This is a genomic window from Serratia sp. CC22-02 (genome assembly GCF_900182895.1).
GTDB lineage: Bacteria > Pseudomonadota > Gammaproteobacteria > Enterobacterales > Enterobacteriaceae > Serratia > Serratia nevei.
Map to the genome: position 1 here is coordinate 13180 of NZ_FXUD01000015.1, position 21106 is coordinate 34285.

Below are 21106 nucleotides of genomic sequence, written 5' to 3' on the forward strand. Positions count from 1 at the left end.
AAGATTAATCATCTTATTCCCCTCATTTTCCTGTTGACTCTTTAGCCAACATGCGGCATTTTCTATCTAGACGTCTAAACGTATAGACGCTCATCAAAATGAAATAAAAACAGTGATCGATAAGAGGTGAGCAGGGTATGAGCTTTTTCCACGCAAACCAGCGGGAAGCGCTGAATCAGAGTCTGGCGGAGTTGAACGGCCAGATTAACGTATCATTCGAGTTCTTCCCGCCGCGCACCAGCGAGATGGAAGAGACCCTGTGGCAGTCGATCGATCGTCTGAGCATCCTCAAACCCAAATTCGTTTCCGTCACCTACGGTGCCAACTCCGGCGAGCGCGATCGCACCCACAGCATCATCAAGGGGATCAAGGAGCGCACCGGCCTGGAGGCGGCGCCGCACCTGACCTGCATCGACGCCAGCCCGGCGCAGCTGCGCGACATCGCGACCGATTACTGGAACAGCGGCATTCGTCACATCGTGGCGCTGCGCGGCGATCTGCCACCGGGCGGCGGCAAGCCGGAAATGTACGCGACCGATCTGGTGGCGCTGCTGAAAGACGTGGGCGACTTCGACATTTCCGTCGCCGCCTACCCGGAAGTGCACCCGGAGGCGAAGAGCGCCCAGGCCGATTTGATTAACCTGAAACGTAAGATCGATGCCGGCGCCAGCCGCGCCATCACCCAGTTCTTCTTCGACGTTGAGAGCTACCTGCGCTTCCGCGACCGCTGCGTCGCCGCCGGTATCGACGTGGAAATCGTGCCGGGCATTCTGCCGGTGTCCAACTTCAAGCAGCTGCAGCGCTTCGCCACCATGACCAACGTGCGGGTGCCAAGCTGGATGACCAGCATGTTCGAAGGGCTGGACGACGATGCGGAGACCCGCAAAATGGTCGGTGCCAACATCGCCATGGACATGGTGAAGATCCTCAGCCGCGAAGGGGTGAAAGATTTCCACTTCTATACGCTGAACCGCGCCGAGATGAGCTACGCCATCTGCCACACGCTGGGCGTGCGACCGGTGGCCGCCGCCTGACAGGCTTGTTCCATTGAAAAAGGGCGTCGCTTTACCGCGGCGCCCTTTTTTTGTGGGGAAGACAAGACATAAAAAAACGGCCCCGATAAACGGGGCCGCGATTAGGCTCACTAGCCGGTGTTGCGCATCCCGGCGGCGACGCCGGCGATGGTGACCATCAGCGCCTGCTCGACGCGGGCGTCCGGCTGCTCCTGCTGACGCGAACGATGCAGCAGCTCGGCCTGCAAGACGTTCAGTGGGTCGGTATAAACGTTGCGCAGCGCGATGGATTCGGCGATCCACGGCAGGTCTTCCATCAGGTGCGCATCGTTGGCGATGGTCAGCACCACCTTGATGTCGCTTTCCAGCTGATCGCGCAGCTGTTGGCCCAGCGGCCACAGCGATTTATCCACCAGGCGCTGATCGTAGTATTCCGCCAGCCACAGGTCGGCTTTGGCGAACACCATTTCCAGCATGGCGATGCGGGTGGAGAAGAACGGCCAGTCGCGACACATCGCCTCCAGCTCCGCCTGCTTGCCGGCTTTCACCGCTTCCTGCAATCCGGCACCGGCGCCGAGCCAGGCCGGCAGCATCAGGCGGTTCTGCGTCCAGGCGAAGATCCACGGAATGGCGCGCAGGCTTTCCACGCCGCCGTTCGGCTTGCGTTTGGCCGGGCGTGAGCCCAGCGGCAGTTTACCCAGTTCCAGCTCCGGCGTGGCCGCGCGGAAGTAAGGCACGAAGTCCGGGTTTTCACGCACGTAGCCGCGATACATTCGGCAGGAGGTCTCGGACAGATCGTCCATCAACGCCCGCCATTCTTTCTTCGGTTCCGGCGGCGGCAGCAGGTTGGCCTCGAGGATCGCGCCGGCATACAGCGCCAGGCTGCTGATGGTGACTTCCGGCAGGCCGAATTTGAAGCGGATCATCTCGCCCTGTTCGGTGACGCGCAGGCCGCCCTTCAGGCTGCCCGGCGGCTGCGACAGCAGCGCCGCATGCGCCGGTGCGCCGCCGCGGCCGATGGAGCCGCCGCGCCCATGGAACAACGTCAGCGCCACGCCGGCTTTTTCACAGGTTTTGATCAACGCGTCCTGCGCACGGTACTGCGCCCAGGAAGCGGCCATCACGCCGGCGTCTTTCGCCGAGTCGGAGTAGCCGATCATTACCATCTGTTTGCCCTGAATAAAGCCGCGATACCAGTCGATATTCAGCAACTGGGTCATTACGTCGTCGGCGTTGTTCAGATCGTCGAGGGTTTCGAACAGCGGAGCGACCGGCAGCGCGAACGGGCAGCCGGCCTCTTTCAGCAGCAGGTGCACCGCCAGCACGTCGGAAGGCGTGCGCGCCATCGAAATCACGTAGGCGGCGATCGAGCCCTGCGGCGCTTCGGCGATCACCCGGCAGGTTTCCAGCACTTCCTGCGTGTCGGCGCTCGGTTGCCACTTCAGCGGCACCAGCGGGCGTTTGGAGTTCAGTTCGCGGATCAGGAACGCCTGTTTATCGGCTTCCGACCAGCTTTCATAGTCGCCCAGCCCCAGATAACGGGTCAGCTCGGCGATGGCTTCGGTATGGCGAGTGCTTTCCTGGCGCACGTCGATGCGCACCAGCGGCACGCCGAAGCAGCGCACGCGGCGTAGGGTATCCAGCAGCTGACCGTTGGCGATGATGCCCATACCGCAGGCCTGCAGCGATTGGTAGCAGGCATACAGCGGCTCCCACAGCTGCTCGTTGTTCACCAGCAGGTCGTGCGGCTTCAGCACGCGTTCGCCCTTCAGGCGGCCTTCCAGATAGGCCTGGGAGCTCATCAGCTGGCTGCGCAGCTGCTTCATGATTTCGCGGTACGGTTCCTGCACCTCGTCACCGCCGGCGCGGGCGCGCAGCTCCGGGGTGCATTCGGTCATCGACAGCTCGGAGACCAGCACCTGGATATCGCGGGTGAACAGGTCGCAGGCTTTCCAGCGGCTGAGCAGCAGCACATGGCGGGTGATTTCGGCGGTCACGTTCGGGTTGCCGTCGCGGTCGCCGCCCATCCAGGAGGTGAAGCGCACCGGCACCGCTTCCGCCGGCAGGCTGTAATTGATGGAGTTTTCCAACTGCTCGTTGAACTCGCGCAGGAACGCTGGCACGCCTTCCCACAGGCTGTTTTCTACCACCGCGAAGCCCCATTTGGCTTCGTCGATCGGGGAGGGGCGATGTTTGCGAATTTCATCGGTGTGCCACGACTGGGCCACCAGCTGGCGCAGGCGGCGCATGATCTTGTTGCGCTCGTAGTCGGCCAGGTCGTTGTGATCGAGCTGGCTGAGGCAGGTGTTGACCTCCACCAGCTTGTGGATCAGGGTGCGGCGGGTGATCTCCGTCGGGTGCGCCGTCAGCACCAGCTCGATGGAAAGTTGCGACACCGCGTGCTGCAGCTCTTTGTCGCTGAGCTTTTTGTCTTTGAGGCGGCTGAACAGCTGCGCCAGCGCTTCCGGGTTGCTGGCGGCTTCGCCGTTGGGCGAAATGCTGTGGTACTGCTCGGCGACGTTGGTCAGGTTGAGGAACTGGCTGAAGGCGCGCGCCACCGGCAGCAGCTCGTCGTTGGACAGGTTCTGCAGGGTGGAGAGCAGCTCCTGGCGATGCGCTTCGTTGCCGGCGCGTGAAGATTTGGAAAGCTTACGGATGGTCTCAACGCGATCGAGAATATGCTCGCCCAGCGCTTCTTTGATGGTATCGCCGAGCAATTTGCCGAGCATACTGACATTACTGCGCATTGCCGAATATTGTTCGTTCATATAACCCCTGACCCAGTTCTGTATGATTTTTATCTTGTAAATAAATTTCACGCGTCAGGCGCAGACCGCCCGCCTGATCACATCGCGTTCCTGTCCAATCGTCAATTGACACTATTTTTAGCAAAAAAACATCAAAATCGGCGCATTTTCTGAAATTTAATTACGCCGCGTCGGTTATCAGCGTGGCTTATTTCGCCGTTTTCTACTTATTTTGAGGTAGGGGAAAGCATAAAGCATTTCCCCTGCTAAATGTCGGGTTTATTGCCGACAAAAGTGATTGACCAGCTGGCCCAACAGTTTGCGCGTCGGTTCGATAAACGCGGTGTCGATATATTCGTCCGGCTGGTGGGCCTGATCGATGGAACCGGGGCCGAGCACCAACGTCGGGCAAACCTGCTGCACGAACGGCGCTTCGGTGCAGTAGTTGACCACCTGCGTGCGGGTGCCCAGTAGTTCCTCGATCACCGCCACCATGCGGTGGTCGGTCGGGCATTCGTAACCCGGCACCGACGCGTGCAGCTCTTCGATGGTCAGGCGGCCCGGCCAGCGTTGGCTCACCGGCTCCAATGCCTGATGCATCAGCTCGTTGATGTTGTCGAGCGTCATGCCGGGCAACGGGCGGATATCCAGGTGCAGCTCGCAGCAGGCGCAGATGCGGTTGGCCGCGTCGCCGCCGCTGATATGGCCGAAGTTCATGGTGGGATAAGGCACGGCGAACGCCGGGTTGTTGTAGCGCTCCTGCAGGGTTTTGCGCAGCTCCATCAGGCGGCCGATGGATTCGTGCATCAGATCGATAGCGTTGACGCCGCGCGCCGGATCGCTGGAGTGGCCGGACTGGCCGACGATGCGAATGGCGTTGGCCATGTGGCCCTTGTGTGCGCGCACCGGCTGCAGCGAGGTTGGTTCGCCGATGATGGCGAAATCCGGCCGAATGGCGGTGGAGGCGGCGAAATAACGTGCGCCGGCCATCGTCGTTTCTTCATCTGCGGTAGCCAGAATGTACAGCGGCTTGGTCAGTTTGCTCGCGTCGATGTCGCGCACCGCATCCAGAATAAAGGCGAAGAAGCCTTTCATGTCGGCGGTGCCCAGGCCGTAGAGCTTGTTGTCGTGCTCGGTCAGGGTGAACGGATCGCGCGTCCAGCGGCCTTCGTCGTAAGGCACCGTATCGGTATGGCCGGCCAGCAGCAGGCCGCCGCTGCCTTCGCCGATGCTGGCCAGCAGGTTGAATTTGTGGCGCGATTCCGGCACCGGCTGTACGTCGACGCGAAAGCCCAGGTCGGCAAACCATCCGGCCAGCAAGTTGATTAACGCCTCATTGCTCTGATCGAGGCCGGCATCGGTGGCGCTGATCGACTTCGTTGCGATCAACGCCCGGTACAGCTCAATAAATGGAGGTAATTTCATCTTCACTGTTGACAGCCTTTGGTTAGGATAGTATCAATATTCATGCATTTATTTTGAATAAAAATACAGTAAGCCGAAGCGTAAGGGAACCCGATACCCGGATGTTTATAAAAGCATCAACGCCTGGCTCCGTGGGTGAACGGCGCAACAACGCTGGCTAGCCCTGTTACCTGGGTCGCAAGCGACCGCACGTCAGTTTAGAAGGTGAAAGGCCACATGTTGAATACGCTGATCGTTGGTGCCAGCGGTTACGCCGGAGCGGAGCTCACGGCTTACCTGAATCGCCACCCACACATGAACATAACCGCTTTAGCGGTTTCAGCGCAAAGTGCAGATGCAGGAAAGTTGCTTTCCGATCTCCATCCCCAGTTGAAAGGCATCGTCGATCTGCCGCTGCAGCCGTTGACCGACGTTGCCAAGGCGGCACAGGGCATCGACGTGGTGTTCCTCGCCACCGCCCATGAAGTCAGCCACGATATCGCACCGGCTTTCCTGGCGGCGGGCTGCGTGGTGTTCGATCTGTCGGGCGCCTTCCGCGTGCAGGACGCCGGTTTTTATAGCCAGTACTACGGTTTCGAACATCAGCATGGCGCCCTGCTGGAGCAGGCGGTGTACGGCCTGGCGGAGTGGCAGAGCGACAAGATTAAACAGGCGCAGCTGATTGCCGTGCCGGGCTGTTACCCGACGGCGGCGCAGCTGGCGCTGAAGCCGTTGATCGAGAAGCAGCTGCTGAACCTCGACCAGTGGCCGGTGATCAACGCCACCAGCGGCGTCAGCGGCGCCGGTCGTAAGGCCAGCATGACCACCAGCTTCTGCGAAGTGAGCCTGCAGCCGTACGGTATTTTCACTCATCGGCACCAGCCGGAGATCGCCGCGCACCTGGGCGTGCCGGTTATCTTTACGCCGCACCTGGGCAACTTCCCGCGCGGTATCCTTGAAACCATCACCTGCCGCCTGAAGGCCGGCGTGACCGCGCAGGACGTCGCCGCCGCCTATCATGCCGCCTATGACGACAAGCCGCTGGTGCGGTTGTACGACCAGGGCGTGCCGGCGCTGAAAGCGGTGGTGGGGCTGCCGTTCTGCGACATCGGTTTTGCGGTGCAGGGCGAGCATCTGATCGCCGTAGCGGTGGAAGACAACCTGCTGAAAGGCGCGGCGGCGCAGGCGGTGCAATGCCTGAATATCCGTTTCGGCTTCCCGGAAACCCAGTCACTCCTTTAAACCAGCGTGAGTAAACAGCAATGAACCCGTTAATTATCAAGTTAGGTGGCGTGTTATTAGACAGTGAAGAAGCGCTGGAGCGTCTGTTTACCGCGCTGGACAGCTACCGGCAGCAGCATCAGCGCCCGCTGGTGATTGTGCACGGCGGCGGCTGCGTGGTGGACGAACTGATGAAGCAGCTCTCTTTGCCGGTGGTGAAAAAGAACGGCCTGCGGGTCACGCCGGCCGATCAGATCGACATCATCACCGGCGCGCTGGCCGGCACCGCCAACAAAACGCTGCTGGCGTGGGCGATTAAACACCAAATCAACGCCGTCGGCCTGAGCCTGGCGGATGGCGGCAGCGCGGTCGTGACCCCGCTCGATCCGGCATTGGGCCACGTCGGCAACGCGCAGCCCGGTTCGCCCGCGCTGCTCAATACCCTGCTGAGCGCCGGCTACCTGCCGGTGGTCAGCTCCATCGGTATCACTGCCGAAGGGCAGTTAATGAACGTGAACGCCGATCAGGCGGCGACGGCGCTGGCGGCGACGCTGGGGGCGGATCTGATCCTGCTGTCGGACGTCAGCGGCATCCTCGACGGCAAGGGGCAACGCATTGCGGAAATGACGGCGCAAAAAGCGGAACAACTGATCGCGCAAGGCATCATCACCGATGGTATGGTGGTGAAGGTGAATGCGGCGCTCGACGCGGCCCGCACCCTCGGCCGCCCGGTGGATATCGCCAGCTGGCGCCATGCCGATCAGCTTCCTGCTTTGTTTAACGGCGTGTCGATTGGCACCCGGATCCTCGCTTAATTTTAGAATTAGAAAGGAATAGATCATGCAAAACCAAGGCATCAAAAAAATCGTTCTGGCGTACTCCGGCGGCCTGGATACCTCGGCCATCATTCCATGGCTGAAAGAGAACTACGGCGGCTGTGAAGTGGTGGCGTTCGTGGCGGACATCGGTCAGGAGCGCAGCGATCTGGAAGGCGTGGAGCAAAAAGCCCTGCAGTCCGGTGCCTCTGAATGTCACGTGGTCGATCTGCGTGAAGAATTTATCCGCGATTACGTTTATCCGGTGCTGCAGACCGGCGCCCTGTACGAAGGCAGCTACCTGCTGGGCACGTCGATGGCGCGGCCGATCATCGCCAAGGCGCAGGTCGAGCTGGCGTTGAAAGTGGGTGCCGACGCGCTGTGCCACGGTGCGACCGGCAAAGGCAATGACCAGGTGCGTTTCGAGACCACCTACACCGCGCTGGCGCCGCAGCTGAAAGTGGTGGCGCCGTGGCGTGAGTGGAACCTGCGTTCCCGTGAAGCGCTGTTGGATTACCTGAAAGAGCGCAACATTCCGACCACCGCGTCGCTGGAAAAAATCTACAGCCGCGATGAAAACGCCTGGCACATCTCCACCGAAGGTGGCGTGTTGGAAAGCCCGTGGAATGCGCCGAACAAAGATTGCTGGGTGTGGACCGTCGATCCGCAGGAAGCGCCGGATCAGCCTGAGCAGGTGACCGTTATCGTTGAGAAAGGCCGCGTTGTGGCGGTTAACGGTAAAGCGCTGTCGCCTTACCAGTGCCTGGAAACCCTGAACGCGCTGGGTGCCAAGCACGGCGTCGGCCGTATCGACATCGTGGAAAACCGCCTGGTGGGCATAAAATCCCGCGGCTGCTATGAAACCCCGGGGGGCACCATCATGGTGGCGGCGCTGCGCGCCGTCGAACAGCTGGTGTTGGATCGCGACAGCTTCAAATGGCGCGAGCAGCTGGGCTTGGAGATGTCCTATGTGGTGTACGACGGCCGCTGGTTCGCGCCGCTGCGCCGCTCGCTGCAGGCTTCTGCCGAAGCGCTGGCGGAAGAGGTGAACGGCGAAGTCGTGCTGCAGCTGTACAAAGGCCAGGTGACGGCGACCCAGAAGAAATCGGCCAACAGCCTGTACTCCGAAGAGTTCGCCACCTTCGGCGAAGACGAAGTTTACGATCACAGCCACGCGGGCGGCTTTATTCGCCTGTTCTCTCTGTCTTCACGCATCCGCGCGTTGAACGAGAAAAAGAATAAATAATCGATTGGCGTGACTCTGCAAGGGCGCAGCATGCTGCGCCCTTTCGCATAAAAATTCAGGAGTAAGATATGGCACTTTGGGGCGGACGGTTCACTCAGGCGGCGGATCAGCGGTTCAAGCAACTCAACGATTCGCTGCGGTTCGATTATCGCCTGGCGGAGCAGGATATCGTGGGCTCGGTGGCCTGGTCGAAGGCGCTGGTGACCGTTAACGTGTTGACGGCAACGGAGCAACAGCAGCTGGAGCAGGCGCTGAATGCGCTACTGACGGAGGTCCAGGCCGACCCTTTGGCGATCGTCCAAAGCGATGCCGAAGACATCCACAGCTGGGTGGAGCAGAAGCTGATCGAGAAGGTCGGTGATTTGGGCAAGAAGCTGCACACCGGCCGCAGCCGCAACGATCAGGTCGCGACCGATCTGAAGCTGTGGTGCAAACAGCAGATCGGCGATCTGCATCAGGCGATCGTCCAGCTGCAGCAGGCGCTGGTGGAGACCGCCGAAGCCAACCAGGATGCGGTGATGCCGGGGTATACCCACCTGCAACGCGCGCAGCCGGTGACTTTCGCGCACTGGTGCCTGGCCTATGTCGAGATGCTGGCGCGCGATGAGAGCCGTCTGCAGGATACCCTGAAACGGCTGGACGTCAGCCCGCTGGGCAGCGGCGCGCTGGCCGGCACCGCTTATCCTATCGATCGCGAGCAGCTGGCCGGCTGGCTGGGCTTCGCCTCGGCGACCCGCAACAGCCTGGACAGCGTATCCGATCGCGATCACGTGCTGGAGCTGCTGTCCAACGCCGCCATCAGCATGGTGCACCTGTCGCGCTTCGCCGAAGATCTGATCTTCTTCAACAGCGGCGAAGCGGCGTTTGTCGAGCTGTCCGACCGCGTGACCTCCGGCTCTTCGCTGATGCCGCAGAAGAAAAACCCGGACGCGCTGGAGCTGATCCGCGGTAAGTGCGGCCGCGTACAGGGCGCGCTGACCGGTATGATGATGACGCTGAAAGGCCTGCCGCTGGCGTACAACAAAGACATGCAGGAAGACAAAGAAGGGCTGTTCGACGCGCTCGACACCTGGATGGACTGCCTGCAAATGGCGGCGCTGGTGCTGGACGGCATCCAGGTGAAACGCCCGCGCTGCCAGGAAGCGGCGGAGCAGGGCTATGCCAACGCCACAGAGCTGGCGGATTACCTGGTCGCCAAGGGCGTGCCGTTCCGCGAAGCGCACCACATCGTCGGCGAGGCGGTGGTAGAAGCGATTCGCCAGGGTAAACCGCTGGAAGCGCTGCCGCTGGCGGACTTGCAGCAGTTTAGCGCGACGATCGGTGACGACGTTTACCCGATCCTGGCGTTGCAATCCTGCCTGGACAAGCGTGCGGCCAAAGGCGGCGTCGCACCGCAGCAGGTGGCCGCGGCAATCGCCGCAGCGAAACAGCGTTTGGCCTGACGACGACAAGGGCGGCCCGGCGCCGCCCTTGAACCTTTACCCCGCCAGGCGTGCACACAGATAACGGTTCAGGCTCACGCCTTCCTCCATCGCGCCGATCGCCAGCCGGCGATGCTGTTCCGGCGTCATGCGCAACACCAGTTTTCCGCTGAAGTTCTTTTCCGCCAGCGCCTGCGGCGGCGTTTCGCCTTGCGCCAGCATATCGGCGATCGTTTCGCTCACGACTTTTTCGATACCCTCCAGTGCGCCGGTACGCGTGGCCGCCAGCCAGGACAACGAGGGGAATTCGGCGCACAGCCCGACATATTCACGATCTTCCGCTGACCAGGTGATGCGATAGGTATAGTGTTCATGCCTTTCCATGTTCTTCCTCCATTCTGGCTCCTTTCTTCATTTTAGTATCAATATTGGTATCATTTCAATGTTGAAGTATAAAAAATGAGCGCAGAAGGGCCGTGAGGCAAGAGGAGGGAGGAAAATGTGGAAAGTGCTGCGCAAAAAACCGGGCCTGAAGGCCCGGTGGGTATGAGCGGAGAATGAGAGGTTATTCGCCCGGGCAGCGCTGGCAGCGCTCGATTTCGGCCGTGCCGAGTTTGAGCTTCGCCTGCAGATCGCGCAGCGCGGTGCGCAAACCTTCTTCGATCACCGGATGATAGAACGGCATGTCCAGCATCTGATCGACGGTCATCTGCTGCTGGTGCGCCCAGGCCAGCAGGTGTGCGATGTGTTCGGCGTCCGGGCCGATCATTTCCGCGCCGAGGAAACGGCCGGTGCCTTGCTCGCCGTAGACGTGCAGAATGCCTTTGTTGCGCAGCATCACCCGCGAGCGGCCCTGATTCTCAAACGAGACGTTGCCCACTTCAAAGCAGCCGCAGGCACTGAACTTCTCGCTCAGCTCGCGGAAGGTTGAGCCGACCATGGCGATCTGCGGATCGGAGAACACCACCGAAATCGCGCTGCGGCGCAGGCCCGGGTTGATCTCCGGGAAGCTGCCGGCGTTGGCGCCGGCGATACGTGCCTGATCGCTGGCCTCGTGCAGCAGCGGCAGTTGGTTGCTGGCGTCGCCGGCGATGAAAATATGCGGCACGCTGGTTTGCATCGTCAGGCAGTCGGCCAGCGGTACGCCTCGGGCGTCGAGTTGCAAGCCGGTGTTTTCGAGGCCCAGCCGATCGACGTTGGGGCGGCGGCCGGTGGCGGCCAGCACGTAGTCCACCAGGATCTCCTGCGGTTGGCCCTGCAGGTCCCGATAGCGGATAAACACCTTGTCGCCTTCGCGCTGCATCATCTCTACCTTCACGTCGGCGTCGAGATAGAACTCTTCCCCCAGTGCTTTGGCGGCGTAGTCGCGCACGGCGCTGTCGGTGAGCGGCCCGACCGCGCCGCCGATGCCGAAGACCTTGGTGTCGACGCCGAGGCGGTGCAGCGCTTGCCCCAGCTCGAGCCCGATGACGCCGGGGCCGAATACCGCGACGGACTGCGGCAAATCATCCCAGTTGAACAGGTCGTCGTTGACGATCAGACGATCGCCCAGTTCGCTCCACGGCGCCGGCCAACTGGGGCGGGAGCCGGTGGCGATCACAATGCGCTGCGCCACGATGCGCGTATGGTCATCGACCTGCAGCGTGTTGTCGTCGATAAAGCGGGCATAGCCCTGAATTTTGTCGCCGGCCGGGATCTCGTCCACGCCTTCCAGCACGAAGCCGACGAAGCGATCGCGTTCGCGCTTGACGCGCGCCATCACTTCGCGCCCGTCGATACGCGTTTTACCGGTTGGGTGCACGCCAAAGCCCGGCGCGCGTTCGATTTGATGCACCGCTTCGGCAGCGGCGATCAGCAACTTGGATGGCATACAGCCAACGCGCGCACAGGTGGTGCCGTAAGGCCCGCCTTCGATCATCACCACGCTGGGGGTAGACAGTTTGGCCGCGCGATAGGCGCCGAGCCCTGCGGTGCCGCCGCCGATGACCGCGACATCAACGTTCAACAGTTTCATATCCGCTCCTGAAAGGTAAAAAAAGGGCGGGCCGTAGCCCGCCAAAGTTCACGTTGGCTTTGTTATTACTTATTAAGCTGACAGGAAAGTTTCCAGATCGTCGCTGCCACCGATGTGACGACCGCCGATGAACACTTGCGGCACCGTGGCGCGGCCGCTGACGGCGCGCAGGCTGACGGTGGTGGCGTCTTTGCCCAGCACGATCTCTTCATACTGAATGCCGCGTTCTTGCAGCATCTGTTTGGCTTTGGCGCAGAATGGGCAGCCTGGTTTGGTGAACAGGGAGACCGACTCTTGCACTTTGAATTCCGGCGCCAGGTATTTCAGCATGGTGTCTGCGTCGGACACCTCAAACGGGTCGCCCGGTTTGTTCGGTTCGACGAACATTTTCTCGACCACGCCGTCGCGCACCAGCATCGAGTAGCGCCATGAACGAGGGCCAAAGCCCAGATCCGCTTTCTCGACCAGCATGTTCATGCCTTTGGTGAATTCACCGTTGCCGTCCGGTACGAAGGTGATGTTTTCCGCATGCTGATCGGCTTTCCAAGCGTTCATCACGAAGGTGTCGTTCACCGAGACGCACAGAATACCGTCGACGCCGTGCTGTTTGAATACGCTGGACAGCTCGTTGTAGCGCGGCAGATGGCTCGAAGAGCAGGTCGGCGTGAACGCGCCCGGCAGCGAGAACACGATGACCGTTTTGTTTTTGAACAGGTCATCAGTGGTCACATCAATCCATTGGTCGCCCTGACGGGTGTGGAAAGTAACCTGAGGAACTTTCTTGCCTTCTTGACTGGTAAACATTGATTAACCCCTTAATTAGGAAAAGTAATTTTTAGCATTTAGCGCGATATCGCTTCGTTGGGACACATTATTGTCGCTGGGGCTTGATAGATCTAATCGCTCATTGCTATCTTATCTATCGCCATGAGCTATCATGGAATGGAGGGAAACAATGAATATTCGTGATTTAGAGTATCTGGTCGCCTTGGCCGAGCACCGGCACTTCCGCCGTGCGGCCGATTCATGCCATGTGAGCCAGCCCACGCTGAGCGGGCAGATCCGCAAGCTGGAAGACGAGTTGGGCGTCATGCTGCTCGAGCGCACCAGCCGCAAGGTGCTGTTCACCCAGGCGGGTCTGTTGCTGGTGGAGCAGGCGCGTACCGTGCTGCGCGAAGTGAAAGTATTGAAGGAGATGGCCAGCCAGCAGGGCGAAGCCATGTCCGGGCCGCTGCACATCGGCCTGATACCGACCGTGGGGCCTTATCTGCTGCCGCAGATCATCCCGACGCTGCACAAAACTTTCCCGAAACTGGAAATGTACCTGCACGAAGCGCAAACCCAGCAACTGCTGGCGCAACTCGACAGCGGCAAATTGGACTGCGCCATTCTGGCATTGGTGAAGGAAACCGAGGCGTTTATCGAAGTGCCTCTGTTCGATGAACCGATGAAGCTGGCGGTGTATTCCGATCACCCGTGGGCGCAGCGCGAGCGCGTGGCGATGCCGGATTTGGCGGGAGAGAAGCTGCTGATGCTGGAAGATGGCCACTGCCTGCGCGATCAGGCGATGGGCTTCTGCTTCCAGGCGGGCGCGGACGAGGATACCCACTTCCGCGCCACCAGTCTGGAAACGCTGCGCAATATGGTCGCGGCCGGCAGCGGCATTACCCTGCTGCCGTCACTGGCGGTGCCGCCGCAGCGCGAACGCGACGGCGTCTGCTATCTGGATTGCTACAAGCCGGAACCGAAGCGCACCATCGCGTTGGTGTATCGCCCCGGTTCCCCACTGCGCAGCCGTTATGAGCAGTTGGCCGAAGCGATTCGCGAGCACATGCAGGGCTACATCGACAACGCGTTAAAACAGGCGGTTTAAGCCGTTAAGCGCCGCCACCCGGTAGGCTTCGGCCATGGTCGGATAGTTGAAGGTCGTATTAACGAAATACTCGATAGTATTGCCTTCACCTTTCTGTTCCATGATCGCCTGACCGATGTGGATGATCTCCGCCGCACGCTCGCCGAAGCAGTGGATCCCGAGGATCTGCAGGGTGTCGCGATGGAACAGGATCTTCAGGCTGCCGACGTTCATCCCGGCGATCTGCGCGCGCGCCAGATGTTTGAACTGGGCGCGGCCCACTTCATACGGCACCTTCATCGCCGTCAGTTCCTGCTCGGTTTTGCCGACGGAGCTGATTTCCGGAATGGTGTAGATGCCGGTCGGGATATCTTCGATTAAGTGACCGCTGGCTTCGCCGGAAGCGATCGCCTGCGCGGCGATGCGGCCCTGATCGTAGGCGGCGGAAGCCAGGCTCGGATAGCCGATCACGTCACCGACCGCGTAGATGTGCGACAGCGCGGTTTGGTACATGCTGTTCACCTTCAGCAGCCCGCGGCTGTCCGATTCCAGGCCGACGTTTTCCAACCCCAGCGAATCGGTGTTGCCGGTACGGCCGTTGGCGTACAGCAGGCAGTCCGCTTTCACCTTTTTGCCGGACTTCAGGTGCACGATCACGCCGTCTTCGGTGCCTTCAATCTTCTCGAACTCCTCGTTGTGGCGGATCACCACGCCGTTGTTCCAGAAGTGGTAAGAGAGCGAATCCGACATCTCCTGATCGAGGAACGCCAGCAGGCGATCGCGGGTGTTGATCAGATCCACCTTGACGTTCAGGCCGCGGAAGATAGACGCGTATTCGCAGCCGATCACCCCGGCGCCGTAAATGATCACGTGGCGCGGTTCATGGCTCAGCTCGAGAATGGAATCACTGTCGTAGATGCGCGGGTGATTGAAATCGACGCTGGCCGGATGGTAAGGGCGCGAGCCGCAGGCGATCACGATGTGGTCGGCGCGGATGGTGTCCTGGGTGCCGTCCATGTAGCTGACGCTGACGGTGTTGGCGTCGATGAAGCGCGCGTCGCCGGCGAACAGTTTGCACTGGTTCCGCTCATAGAAGCCTTGGCGCATGCGGGTCTGCTGGCTGATGACGTTATCGGCGTGGCGTAAAATGTCAGGGAAGGTCGCGCTGAGCGTGCGCGAGTTGTTGTAAAGCGGGTTCTGGTTGAATTCGATAATGCGGCTGACGGCGTGGCGGAGGGCTTTGGAAGGGATGGTGCCCCAGTGGGTACATCCGCCGCCTACGTTGTTGTACCGTTCGATAACGGCCACGCGGGCGCCCTGTTTCACCAGCCCCATGGCGGCACCTTCACCACCAGGGCCCGAGCCAATCACAATGGCATCAAATTGATAGTGCTGTTGCATGTAGGAGAGACCTGTTTTTTTATACAAGATTACAACGGTATCTTAACATCATAGCGCTGCTCACCCAATCACCATTAGGCTTTTTGAGGCAAAGCACAATCGGCTCAGGGCGGAAGTGTGATAGAGCGCGTTAGTATAAATGCTGTTGCAATAAAATTTGCTATATTGCCGAGTCTAGGGCGTTAGACTGAGAGAATGGAACCTATCCGGATATGCATATGGGCGTCAGAGCACAACAAAAAGAACGGACTCGTCGTTCCCTGATCGAAGCCGCATTCAGCCAGCTGAGCGCCGAACGCAGCTTCGCCAGCCTGAGCCTGCGGGAAGTTTCACGCGAGGCGGGCATCGCGCCCACGTCGTTTTACCGCCATTTCCGCGATGTGGATGAGCTGGGGCTGACCATGGTGGACGAAAGCGGCCTGATGCTGCGTCAGTTGATGCGCCAGGCGCGCCAACGCATCGCCAAGGGCGGCAGCGTGATCCGCACTTCGGTGTCCACCTTTATGGAATTTATCGGCAACAACCCGAACGCCTTCCGCCTGCTGCTGCGCGAGCGTTCCGGCACGTCGGCGGCATTCCGTGCGGCGGTGGCGCGCGAGATCCAGCATTTCATCGCCGAACTGGCGGACTACCTCGAGTTGGAAAATCACATGCCGCGCAGCTTTACCGAAGCGCAGGCGGAAGCGATGGTCACCATCGTGTTCAGCGCCGGCGCGGAAGCGCTGGATATCGACGTCGAGCAGCGGCAGCAGCTGGAAGAACGGCTGGTGCTTCAGCTGCGGATGATCTCCAAAGGGGCGTATTACTGGTATCGTCGCGAACAAGAAAAAGCTTCTGTGTCCCACGTATAAAAAAGGTAAAAAATGATGGAAAAACCAGGCCGTGAAAATGGCACCTTACTGCTGGCGTTGATTGCCGGCCTTTCGATCAACGGTTCGTTTGCCGCGCTGTTCAGCTCGGTGGTGCCGTTTTCGATCTTCCCGCTGATCGCGTTGGTGCTGGCGGTGTACTGCCTGCATCAGCGTTACCTGAACCGCGCCATGCCGGACGGCATGCCGAAGCTGGCGGCGGCCTGTTTCCTGCTGGGGCTGCTGATGTACAGCGCCATCGTGCGCGCAGAATACCCGCAGATCGGTTCCAACTTCCTGCCGTCGGTGATCTGCGTGGCGCTGGTACTGTGGATCGGAGTCAAACTGAAGGCGCGCAAGGCGCCGGATGCGCCGACTCAAGAGTCGTAATGCAACGGGGCGCCATGATGGCGCCCCTGTCGTATCAGCAGCGCTTTTCCAGCAGCACGCCGCATTCCATGTGATGGGTATACGGGAACTGATCGAACAGCGCCAGGCGGCTGACCCGGTGCGTGGCCTGCAGCGTTTCCAGGTTGGCGCACAGCGTTTCCGGGTTGCATGAGATATACAGAATGCGCGGGTAGGCCTGCACCATCTTCACCGTTTCATCGTCCAGCCCGCTGCGCGGCGGATCGACGAAAATTGTCTCGCAGTTGTAACCGCTCAGATCGATGCCCTTCAACCGGTTGAATTCGCGCACCCCGTTCATCGCCTGGGTGAAATCTTCCGCCGCCATGCGGATGATCTGCACATTGTCGATATGGTTGGCAGCGATGTTGTATTGCGCCGCCGCCACCGACGGTTTGGCGATCTCGGTCGCCAGCACGCGCTCGAAATTGCGCGCCAGCGCCAGCGAGAAGTTGCCGTTGCCGCAATACAGCTCCAGCAAATCGCCTTTGGAACCGGCGGTCACCGCCAGCGCCCATTCCAGCATCTGCACGTTCATGGCCGCGTTGGGCTGAGTGAAGCTGTTTTCCACCTGGCGGTAGATCATGTCGCGGCCGGCGACCGGCAGCACTTCGTCGACATAATCCTGGTCGAGCATGATTTTGGTCTTCGACGCCCGGCCGATCAGCTGCAGATCGAAACCCTGAGCGCGCAGTTCGTCACGCAGCTGCTCGGCGCGCCGTTGCCAAACGTCATCCAGCTTGCGGTGGTACAGCAGCGAGGCGATGATTTTGCCGCTTTGCGTCGACAGATAATCGATCTGGAACAGCTTGTGGCGCAGGATCGGCTCCGGTTTCAGCGCGGCGATCAGGGCGCTCATCAGGCGGTTGATCAGTTCGCTGGCGGCCGGGAATTGATCGACGCGAATACGCTGCTTGGTCTGCTGATCGAACATGATGTGGTACATGTCGTCCGCGTCGTGCCAGATGCGGAATTCGGCGCGCATGCGGTAGTGGTCGACTGGCGAGCGGAACACTTCCGGCTCGGGCGCCGCGAACGGTGACATCAACGTCTTCAGGCGGGCGACTTTCTCCGCCAGTTGGTCATCGTAACGTTCAATAGGCAAATTCTCGGGCGTCATGTGTGTCTTCTCGTCAGGCAAATTTGATCAGCGGGGATTGTAGGGAATCAGCCCGTGAAGTCCAGTTTTGTCGCGTTTATTATTTGTAACATTAGTAGCAGTCTAGACATCTATTTTCATTGATCGTAGCATTGCCGTCCGGCCTCAAGCAGCGAGTGAAAAGGGAATCCGGTGTGAATCCGGAGCTGACGCGCAGCGGTAAGGGGAAGTCACGGCGATAGCGTTTCGACGCAGACACTGTCCACTGCAGGATGGGAAGTCATCGCCCGTTGCCGGTCGCACCCCGCGGCCCGCAAATCCCAAGCCCGAAGACCTGCCGGTGTTACGTCGCAATGTCCGTGGCCGTCGCGAACTACCGGCCATGATCCTGCGGCATCCGCCAATTAAGTTTGGATGCTTTTCTCATGACAATTACAAAAAATACGCTGCTGGCGGTGGTCTCCTCCGTCACGGCTTTTTCTGGATGGGCGCAAGACAACACGACAGCCACGAATGGCGATAACCTGGTGGTGACCGCCAACCGCTTCCCGCAGCCGGTTTCTTCCGTGCTGGCGCCGACTTCTATCGTCACCCGTAACGATATCGATCGTTGGCAGGCCAAGAGCCTGACCGACGTGATGCGCCGTTTGCCGGGCGTGGACATCGGCCAAAACGGCGGGCTGGGGCAAAAGAGCTCACTGTTTATTCGCGGCACCAACTCCAGCCATGTCTTGGTATTGATCGACGGCATTCGCCTTAACCAGGCGGGCGTCAGCGGCTCTTCCGATCTCAGCCAAATCCCGATTTCGCTGGTGCAGAAAGTCGAATACATTCGCGGCCCGCGCTCGGCGGTGTACGGTTCCGACGCCATCGGTGGTGTGGTCAACATCATCACCACGCGTGAAAAGAACGGTACTACGCTCTCTGCAGGCGTCGGCTCCAACGGCTATCAGGCCTATGACGCGTCGACCCAGCAACAGCTGGGCGACAGCACCGTGGCGACGGTGGCAGGGAATTACACTTATACCAAAGGGTATGATGTGGTGGCTGAAGGCAACACCAGCATTCCGCAGCCCGATCGCGATGGCTTCATGAGCAAATCGCTATATGGGGCGGTACAGCACCGGTTCAACGAGCAAATCAGCGGCTTTGTGCGTGGATATGGCTACGACAACCGTACGGGCTACGACGGCTTTTATTCTTACGATAAAAATTTCAATATCACCGGTCTGCCGGATACGCGCAAACTGTATAGTCAAACTTGGGACACCGGGTTGCGCTATCAGGAAGGGATTTACGCCACGCAGTTAGTGGGAAGCTATAGCCACAGCAAAGACTACAATTACGATCCGCGCAAAGGGCAGTATGCGATCTCCTCCAGCCTGGATGATTCGGAGCAATACAATCTGCAGTGGGGCAATACTTTCAAGGTGGCTCAAGGCACCGTCAGTGCGGGTGCCGACTGGCAGGATCAACAGATCAAACCGGGCACCGCGTCCGTCAGCCGCGAGAGAAGCCAGCGCAATACCGGCATCTATCTGACCGGGCAGCAACTGGTGGGGCCGGTGACGCTTGAGGCTGCCGCGCGCGGCGACGATAATTCGGAGTTCGGCTGGCACGGCACGTGGCAAACCAGCGCGGCCTGGGAGTTCATCGAAGGATACCGCTTCATCGCTTCCTATGGCACCGCGTTTAAAGCGCCAAACATGAACCAGCTGTTTAGTACCACTTATGGCAATAGCAACTTGAAGCCGGAAGAAAGCAAACAGTGGGAAGGCGGCTTCGAAGGTTTGACCGGGCCGGTGACCTGGCGCGTTTCCGGTTATCGCAACGACATTGATAACCTGATTGACAGCGATCCGGTGAGTTACCGTTATTACAATATCGGTAAGGCGACCATTAAGGGCGTAGAGGCCACCGCTTCTTTTGAAACCGGTCCGTTGACGCATCAGATTGGTTACGATTATGTCGACCCGCGCAATGCTAAAACCAACGAAGTGCTGCTGCGCCGCGCGAAACAACAGGTGAAATATGAGCTGGATTGGCAGCTGTACGACTTTGACTGGGCAGTGACCTATCAATACTTAGGTGAGCGCTACGACAAGGATTATGGCGTTTATCCAAGCCCGACGGTTAAACTTGGCGGAGTGAGCCTGTGGGATCTCGCAGTTTCGTATCCGGTCACATCTCATCTGACAGTTCGTGGTAGAATTGCCAACCTGTTTGATAAAGATTATGAGACGGCCTATGGCTACGCTACTCCAGGAAGAGAATACTACCTCACTGGAAGCTATACCTTCTAACAGCACCGCCACACCTCGCCCGACGGTGCTGGTTTTCGATTCCGGCGTCGGCGGGCTGTCGGTATATCAAGAGATTCGGCAGTTGCTGCCGGATCTCCACTATATATACGCTTTCGACAACGTGGCGTTCCCCTACGGCGAGAAGTCCGAAGAGTTTATCGTTGAGCGCGTGGTGGAGATTGTCGGCGCAGTGCAGCAGCGGCATCCTCTGGCGATTGTCGTCATTGCCTGTAACACTGCCAGCACCGTCTCTTTGCCGGCCCTGCGCGAGCGCTTCAGTTTCCCGGTCGTGGGCGTGGTACCCGCCATCAAGCCTGCCGCCCGTCTTACCGTCAATGGCATTGTCGGCCTGTTGGCGACTCGCGGCACCGTACAGCGCAGCTACACCCACGAACTGATTTCCCGTTTCGCTACCGACTGCAAGATTGAGCTGCTGGGCTCTTCAGAGCTGGTGGAACTGGCGGAGGCCAAGCTGCACGGCGAAGCCGTGCCGCTGCCGGTGCTGAAGAAGATCCTGCATCCGTGGCTGAGCATGCGCGAGCCGCCGGATACCGTCGTGCTGGGCTGCACTCATTTTCCTCTATTAGCTGAAGAGCTGATGCAGGTGTTGCCAGAAGGCACCCGGCTGGTGGATTCCGGTGCGGCGATTGCCCGTCGTACCGCCTGGCTCATCTCGACGCAGGAAAATCTGGTCTCGAGCCAGGAAGAGAATCTGGCGTATTGCATGGCGTTAAATGAAGATACTGACGCTTTATTGCCCGTTTTGCAGGGCTACGGCTTTAAATCGTTGAAAAAACTGCCGCTTTAACGGTGTTTTGGTTAAACATTCAACGGTCGGAAAAAATATTGAAAATAGGGGTTGCGGCCCGCCGAGAACTCCCTATAATGCGCCTCCACTGACCGGGAACAACGACTGACAAGCCGCCGGGTCAGCGAGAAGAAAGCGAAATAAACGCTTGACTCTCCGGGTGAAAAGCGTAATATACGCCACCTCGAGTTAGCAAGCGAAAGCGCCTAACTCACTGCTCTTTAACAATTTATCAGACAATCTGTGTGGGCACTCCACAAGACGATATCCAGCATCTTCGGATGCAAAAAATATCAAGTCTTGAAGAGTGACTAACTGAAGTAAAATTCATGCAGTAAATCTTTGAGCATCGCTTCTCGAGTGGAAGCAAATCAAGCTTTTAATTGAAGAGTTTGATCATGGCTCAGATTGAACGCTGGCGGCAGGCTTAACACATGCAAGTCGAGCGGTAGCACAGGGGAGCTTGCTCCCTGGGTGACGAGCGGCGGACGGGTGAGTAATGTCTG

General features: G+C 59.5%; 17 protein-coding genes, 1 rRNA gene and 1 riboswitch. Of the genes, 11 read left to right on the top strand and 7 right to left on the bottom strand.

Annotated elements, in window-relative coordinates; genetic code table 11:
* Nucleotides 1-137: 137 nt before the first annotated feature.
* Nucleotides 138-1034: a methylenetetrahydrofolate reductase gene (gene metF, locus QOL81_RS24845; protein WP_033645217.1), complete on the top strand. Its 897-nt coding sequence runs from the start codon at nucleotides 138-140 to the stop codon at nucleotides 1032-1034.
* Between the two features lie 110 nt (nucleotides 1035-1144).
* On the opposite strand, the gene ppc is transcribed toward metF, so the two are convergent.
* Entirely contained in the window at nucleotides 1145-3781 is a 2637-nt protein-coding gene (gene ppc, locus QOL81_RS24850) for a phosphoenolpyruvate carboxylase (RefSeq protein ID WP_038872687.1), read from the bottom strand.
* Between the two features lie 258 nt (nucleotides 3782-4039).
* On the bottom strand, nucleotides 4040-5185 hold the full coding sequence (gene argE / locus QOL81_RS24855; protein ID WP_033649896.1) for an acetylornithine deacetylase: 1146 nt from the start codon (nucleotides 5183-5185) through the stop codon (nucleotides 4040-4042).
* A gap of 216 nt (nucleotides 5186-5401) precedes the next feature.
* Here argE and argC point away from each other — a divergent pair, with 216 nt between their 5' ends.
* The 4 genes from argC to argH all read left to right on the top strand — a co-directional run bounded on the left by argC (nucleotide 5402) and on the right by argH (nucleotide 9888).
* Nucleotides 5402-6406: an N-acetyl-gamma-glutamyl-phosphate reductase gene (gene argC / locus QOL81_RS24860; RefSeq protein ID WP_025304655.1), complete on the top strand. Its 1005-nt coding sequence runs from the start codon at nucleotides 5402-5404 to the stop codon at nucleotides 6404-6406.
* A 20-nt stretch (nucleotides 6407-6426) separates the two neighbouring features.
* The gene (gene argB / locus QOL81_RS24865) at nucleotides 6427-7200 is read left to right on the top strand and encodes an acetylglutamate kinase (RefSeq protein ID WP_038872691.1); all 774 of its coding nucleotides are present in this window, start codon (nucleotides 6427-6429) and stop codon (nucleotides 7198-7200) included.
* 25 nt (nucleotides 7201-7225) lie between these two features.
* Complete coding sequence (locus QOL81_RS24870) at nucleotides 7226-8446, top strand: argininosuccinate synthase (RefSeq protein ID WP_060441471.1); 1221 nt, start codon at nucleotides 7226-7228, stop codon at nucleotides 8444-8446.
* 68 nt (nucleotides 8447-8514) lie between these two features.
* Nucleotides 8515-9888: an argininosuccinate lyase gene (gene argH / locus QOL81_RS24875; RefSeq protein ID WP_043140965.1), complete on the top strand. Its 1374-nt coding sequence runs from the start codon at nucleotides 8515-8517 to the stop codon at nucleotides 9886-9888.
* Nucleotides 9889-9924: 36 nt separating this feature from the next.
* On the opposite strand, the gene QOL81_RS24880 is transcribed toward argH, so the two are convergent.
* From QOL81_RS24880 to QOL81_RS24890, 3 genes are all read right to left on the bottom strand, one after another.
* Nucleotides 9925-10251 (bottom strand): type II toxin-antitoxin system HicB family antitoxin, encoded by a 327-nt coding sequence (locus QOL81_RS24880; protein ID WP_016929725.1) that lies wholly within the window; start codon nucleotides 10249-10251, stop codon nucleotides 9925-9927.
* Nucleotides 10252-10432: 181 nt separating this feature from the next.
* Nucleotides 10433-11881: a dihydrolipoyl dehydrogenase gene (locus QOL81_RS24885; RefSeq protein ID WP_060424956.1), complete on the bottom strand. Its 1449-nt coding sequence runs from the start codon at nucleotides 11879-11881 to the stop codon at nucleotides 10433-10435.
* Nucleotides 11882-11953: 72 nt separating this feature from the next.
* Nucleotides 11954-12685, bottom strand: coding sequence for a glutathione peroxidase (locus tag QOL81_RS24890; RefSeq protein ID WP_019452251.1), 732 nt, complete (start codon nucleotides 12683-12685; stop codon nucleotides 11954-11956).
* Between the two features lie 151 nt (nucleotides 12686-12836).
* On the opposite strand from QOL81_RS24890, the gene oxyR reads away from it, so the two are divergent.
* Nucleotides 12837-13754, top strand: coding sequence for a DNA-binding transcriptional regulator OxyR (gene oxyR, locus QOL81_RS24895; RefSeq protein ID WP_033636422.1), 918 nt, complete (start codon nucleotides 12837-12839; stop codon nucleotides 13752-13754).
* Here the strand turns inward: oxyR and sthA are convergent.
* The gene (sthA, locus tag QOL81_RS24900; RefSeq protein WP_004931047.1) at nucleotides 13737-15134 is read right to left on the bottom strand and encodes a Si-specific NAD(P)(+) transhydrogenase; all 1398 of its coding nucleotides are present in this window, start codon (nucleotides 15132-15134) and stop codon (nucleotides 13737-13739) included. The two genes, oxyR and sthA, sit on opposite strands and share 18 nt — an antisense overlap.
* 218 nt (nucleotides 15135-15352) lie before the next feature.
* On the opposite strand from sthA, the gene fabR reads away from it, so the two are divergent.
* Together fabR and QOL81_RS24910 are read left to right on the top strand one after the other, a co-directional pair.
* The gene (fabR, locus tag QOL81_RS24905) at nucleotides 15353-15985 is read left to right on the top strand and encodes an HTH-type transcriptional repressor FabR (RefSeq protein WP_004931044.1); all 633 of its coding nucleotides are present in this window, start codon (nucleotides 15353-15355) and stop codon (nucleotides 15983-15985) included.
* Between the two features lie 15 nt (nucleotides 15986-16000).
* On the top strand, nucleotides 16001-16372 hold the full coding sequence (locus QOL81_RS24910; protein ID WP_049201879.1) for a YijD family membrane protein: 372 nt from the start codon (nucleotides 16001-16003) through the stop codon (nucleotides 16370-16372).
* 34 nt (nucleotides 16373-16406) lie between these two features.
* Here QOL81_RS24910 and trmA read toward each other — a convergent pair whose 3' ends face one another.
* Nucleotides 16407-17510, bottom strand: a complete 1104-nt coding sequence (gene trmA, locus QOL81_RS24915; protein WP_060424952.1) for a tRNA (uridine(54)-C5)-methyltransferase TrmA — start codon at nucleotides 17508-17510, stop codon at nucleotides 16407-16409.
* A gap of 115 nt (nucleotides 17511-17625) precedes the next feature.
* A riboswitch (cobalamin riboswitch) is annotated at nucleotides 17626-17845 on the top strand.
* Nucleotides 17846-17914: 69 nt separating this feature from the next.
* Between trmA and btuB the strand changes: the two genes are divergently transcribed.
* The 3 genes from btuB to QOL81_RS24930 all read left to right on the top strand — a co-directional run.
* Nucleotides 17915-19792: a TonB-dependent vitamin B12 receptor BtuB gene (gene btuB, locus QOL81_RS24920; RefSeq protein ID WP_060424950.1), complete on the top strand. Its 1878-nt coding sequence runs from the start codon at nucleotides 17915-17917 to the stop codon at nucleotides 19790-19792.
* Entirely contained in the window at nucleotides 19737-20600 is an 864-nt protein-coding gene (gene murI / locus QOL81_RS24925) for a glutamate racemase (RefSeq protein WP_060424947.1), read from the top strand. Before btuB ends, murI begins: the two co-directional genes overlap by 56 nt.
* Before the next feature lie 380 nt (nucleotides 20601-20980).
* Nucleotides 20981-21106: ribosomal RNA gene (locus QOL81_RS24930) — 16S ribosomal RNA — on the top strand; the annotation flags it as partial.

What these genes read in the sequence shown, in the direction of transcription:
- QOL81_RS24880 (WP_016929725.1), bottom strand. Translation starts at nt 10,251, where the DNA reads ATGGAAAGGCATGAACACTATACCTATCGCATCACCTGGTCAGCGGAA.
- fabR (WP_004931044.1), top strand. Translation starts at nt 15,353, where the DNA reads ATGGGCGTCAGAGCACAACAAAAAGAACGGACTCGTCGTTCCCTGATC.
- argB (WP_038872691.1), top strand. Translation starts at nt 6,427, where the DNA reads ATGAACCCGTTAATTATCAAGTTAGGTGGCGTGTTATTAGACAGTGAA.
- ppc (WP_038872687.1), bottom strand. Translation starts at nt 3,781, where the DNA reads ATGAACGAACAATATTCGGCAATGCGCAGTAATGTCAGTATGCTCGGC.
- QOL81_RS24890 (WP_019452251.1), bottom strand. Translation starts at nt 12,685, where the DNA reads ATGTTTACCAGTCAAGAAGGCAAGAAAGTTCCTCAGGTTACTTTCCAC.
- QOL81_RS24870 (WP_060441471.1), top strand. Translation starts at nt 7,226, where the DNA reads ATGCAAAACCAAGGCATCAAAAAAATCGTTCTGGCGTACTCCGGCGGC.
- murI (WP_060424947.1), top strand. Translation starts at nt 19,737, where the DNA reads ATGGCTACGCTACTCCAGGAAGAGAATACTACCTCACTGGAAGCTATA.
- oxyR (WP_033636422.1), top strand. Translation starts at nt 12,837, where the DNA reads ATGAATATTCGTGATTTAGAGTATCTGGTCGCCTTGGCCGAGCACCGG.
- argC (WP_025304655.1), top strand. Translation starts at nt 5,402, where the DNA reads ATGTTGAATACGCTGATCGTTGGTGCCAGCGGTTACGCCGGAGCGGAG.
- argE (WP_033649896.1), bottom strand. Translation starts at nt 5,185, where the DNA reads ATGAAATTACCTCCATTTATTGAGCTGTACCGGGCGTTGATCGCAACG.
- argH (WP_043140965.1), top strand. Translation starts at nt 8,515, where the DNA reads ATGGCACTTTGGGGCGGACGGTTCACTCAGGCGGCGGATCAGCGGTTC.
- QOL81_RS24910 (WP_049201879.1), top strand. Translation starts at nt 16,001, where the DNA reads ATGGAAAAACCAGGCCGTGAAAATGGCACCTTACTGCTGGCGTTGATT.
- sthA (WP_004931047.1), bottom strand. Translation starts at nt 15,134, where the DNA reads ATGCAACAGCACTATCAATTTGATGCCATTGTGATTGGCTCGGGCCCT.
- trmA (WP_060424952.1), bottom strand. Translation starts at nt 17,510, where the DNA reads ATGACGCCCGAGAATTTGCCTATTGAACGTTACGATGACCAACTGGCG.
- btuB (WP_060424950.1), top strand. Translation starts at nt 17,915, where the DNA reads ATGACAATTACAAAAAATACGCTGCTGGCGGTGGTCTCCTCCGTCACG.
- metF (WP_033645217.1), top strand. Translation starts at nt 138, where the DNA reads ATGAGCTTTTTCCACGCAAACCAGCGGGAAGCGCTGAATCAGAGTCTG.
- QOL81_RS24885 (WP_060424956.1), bottom strand. Translation starts at nt 11,881, where the DNA reads ATGAAACTGTTGAACGTTGATGTCGCGGTCATCGGCGGCGGCACCGCA.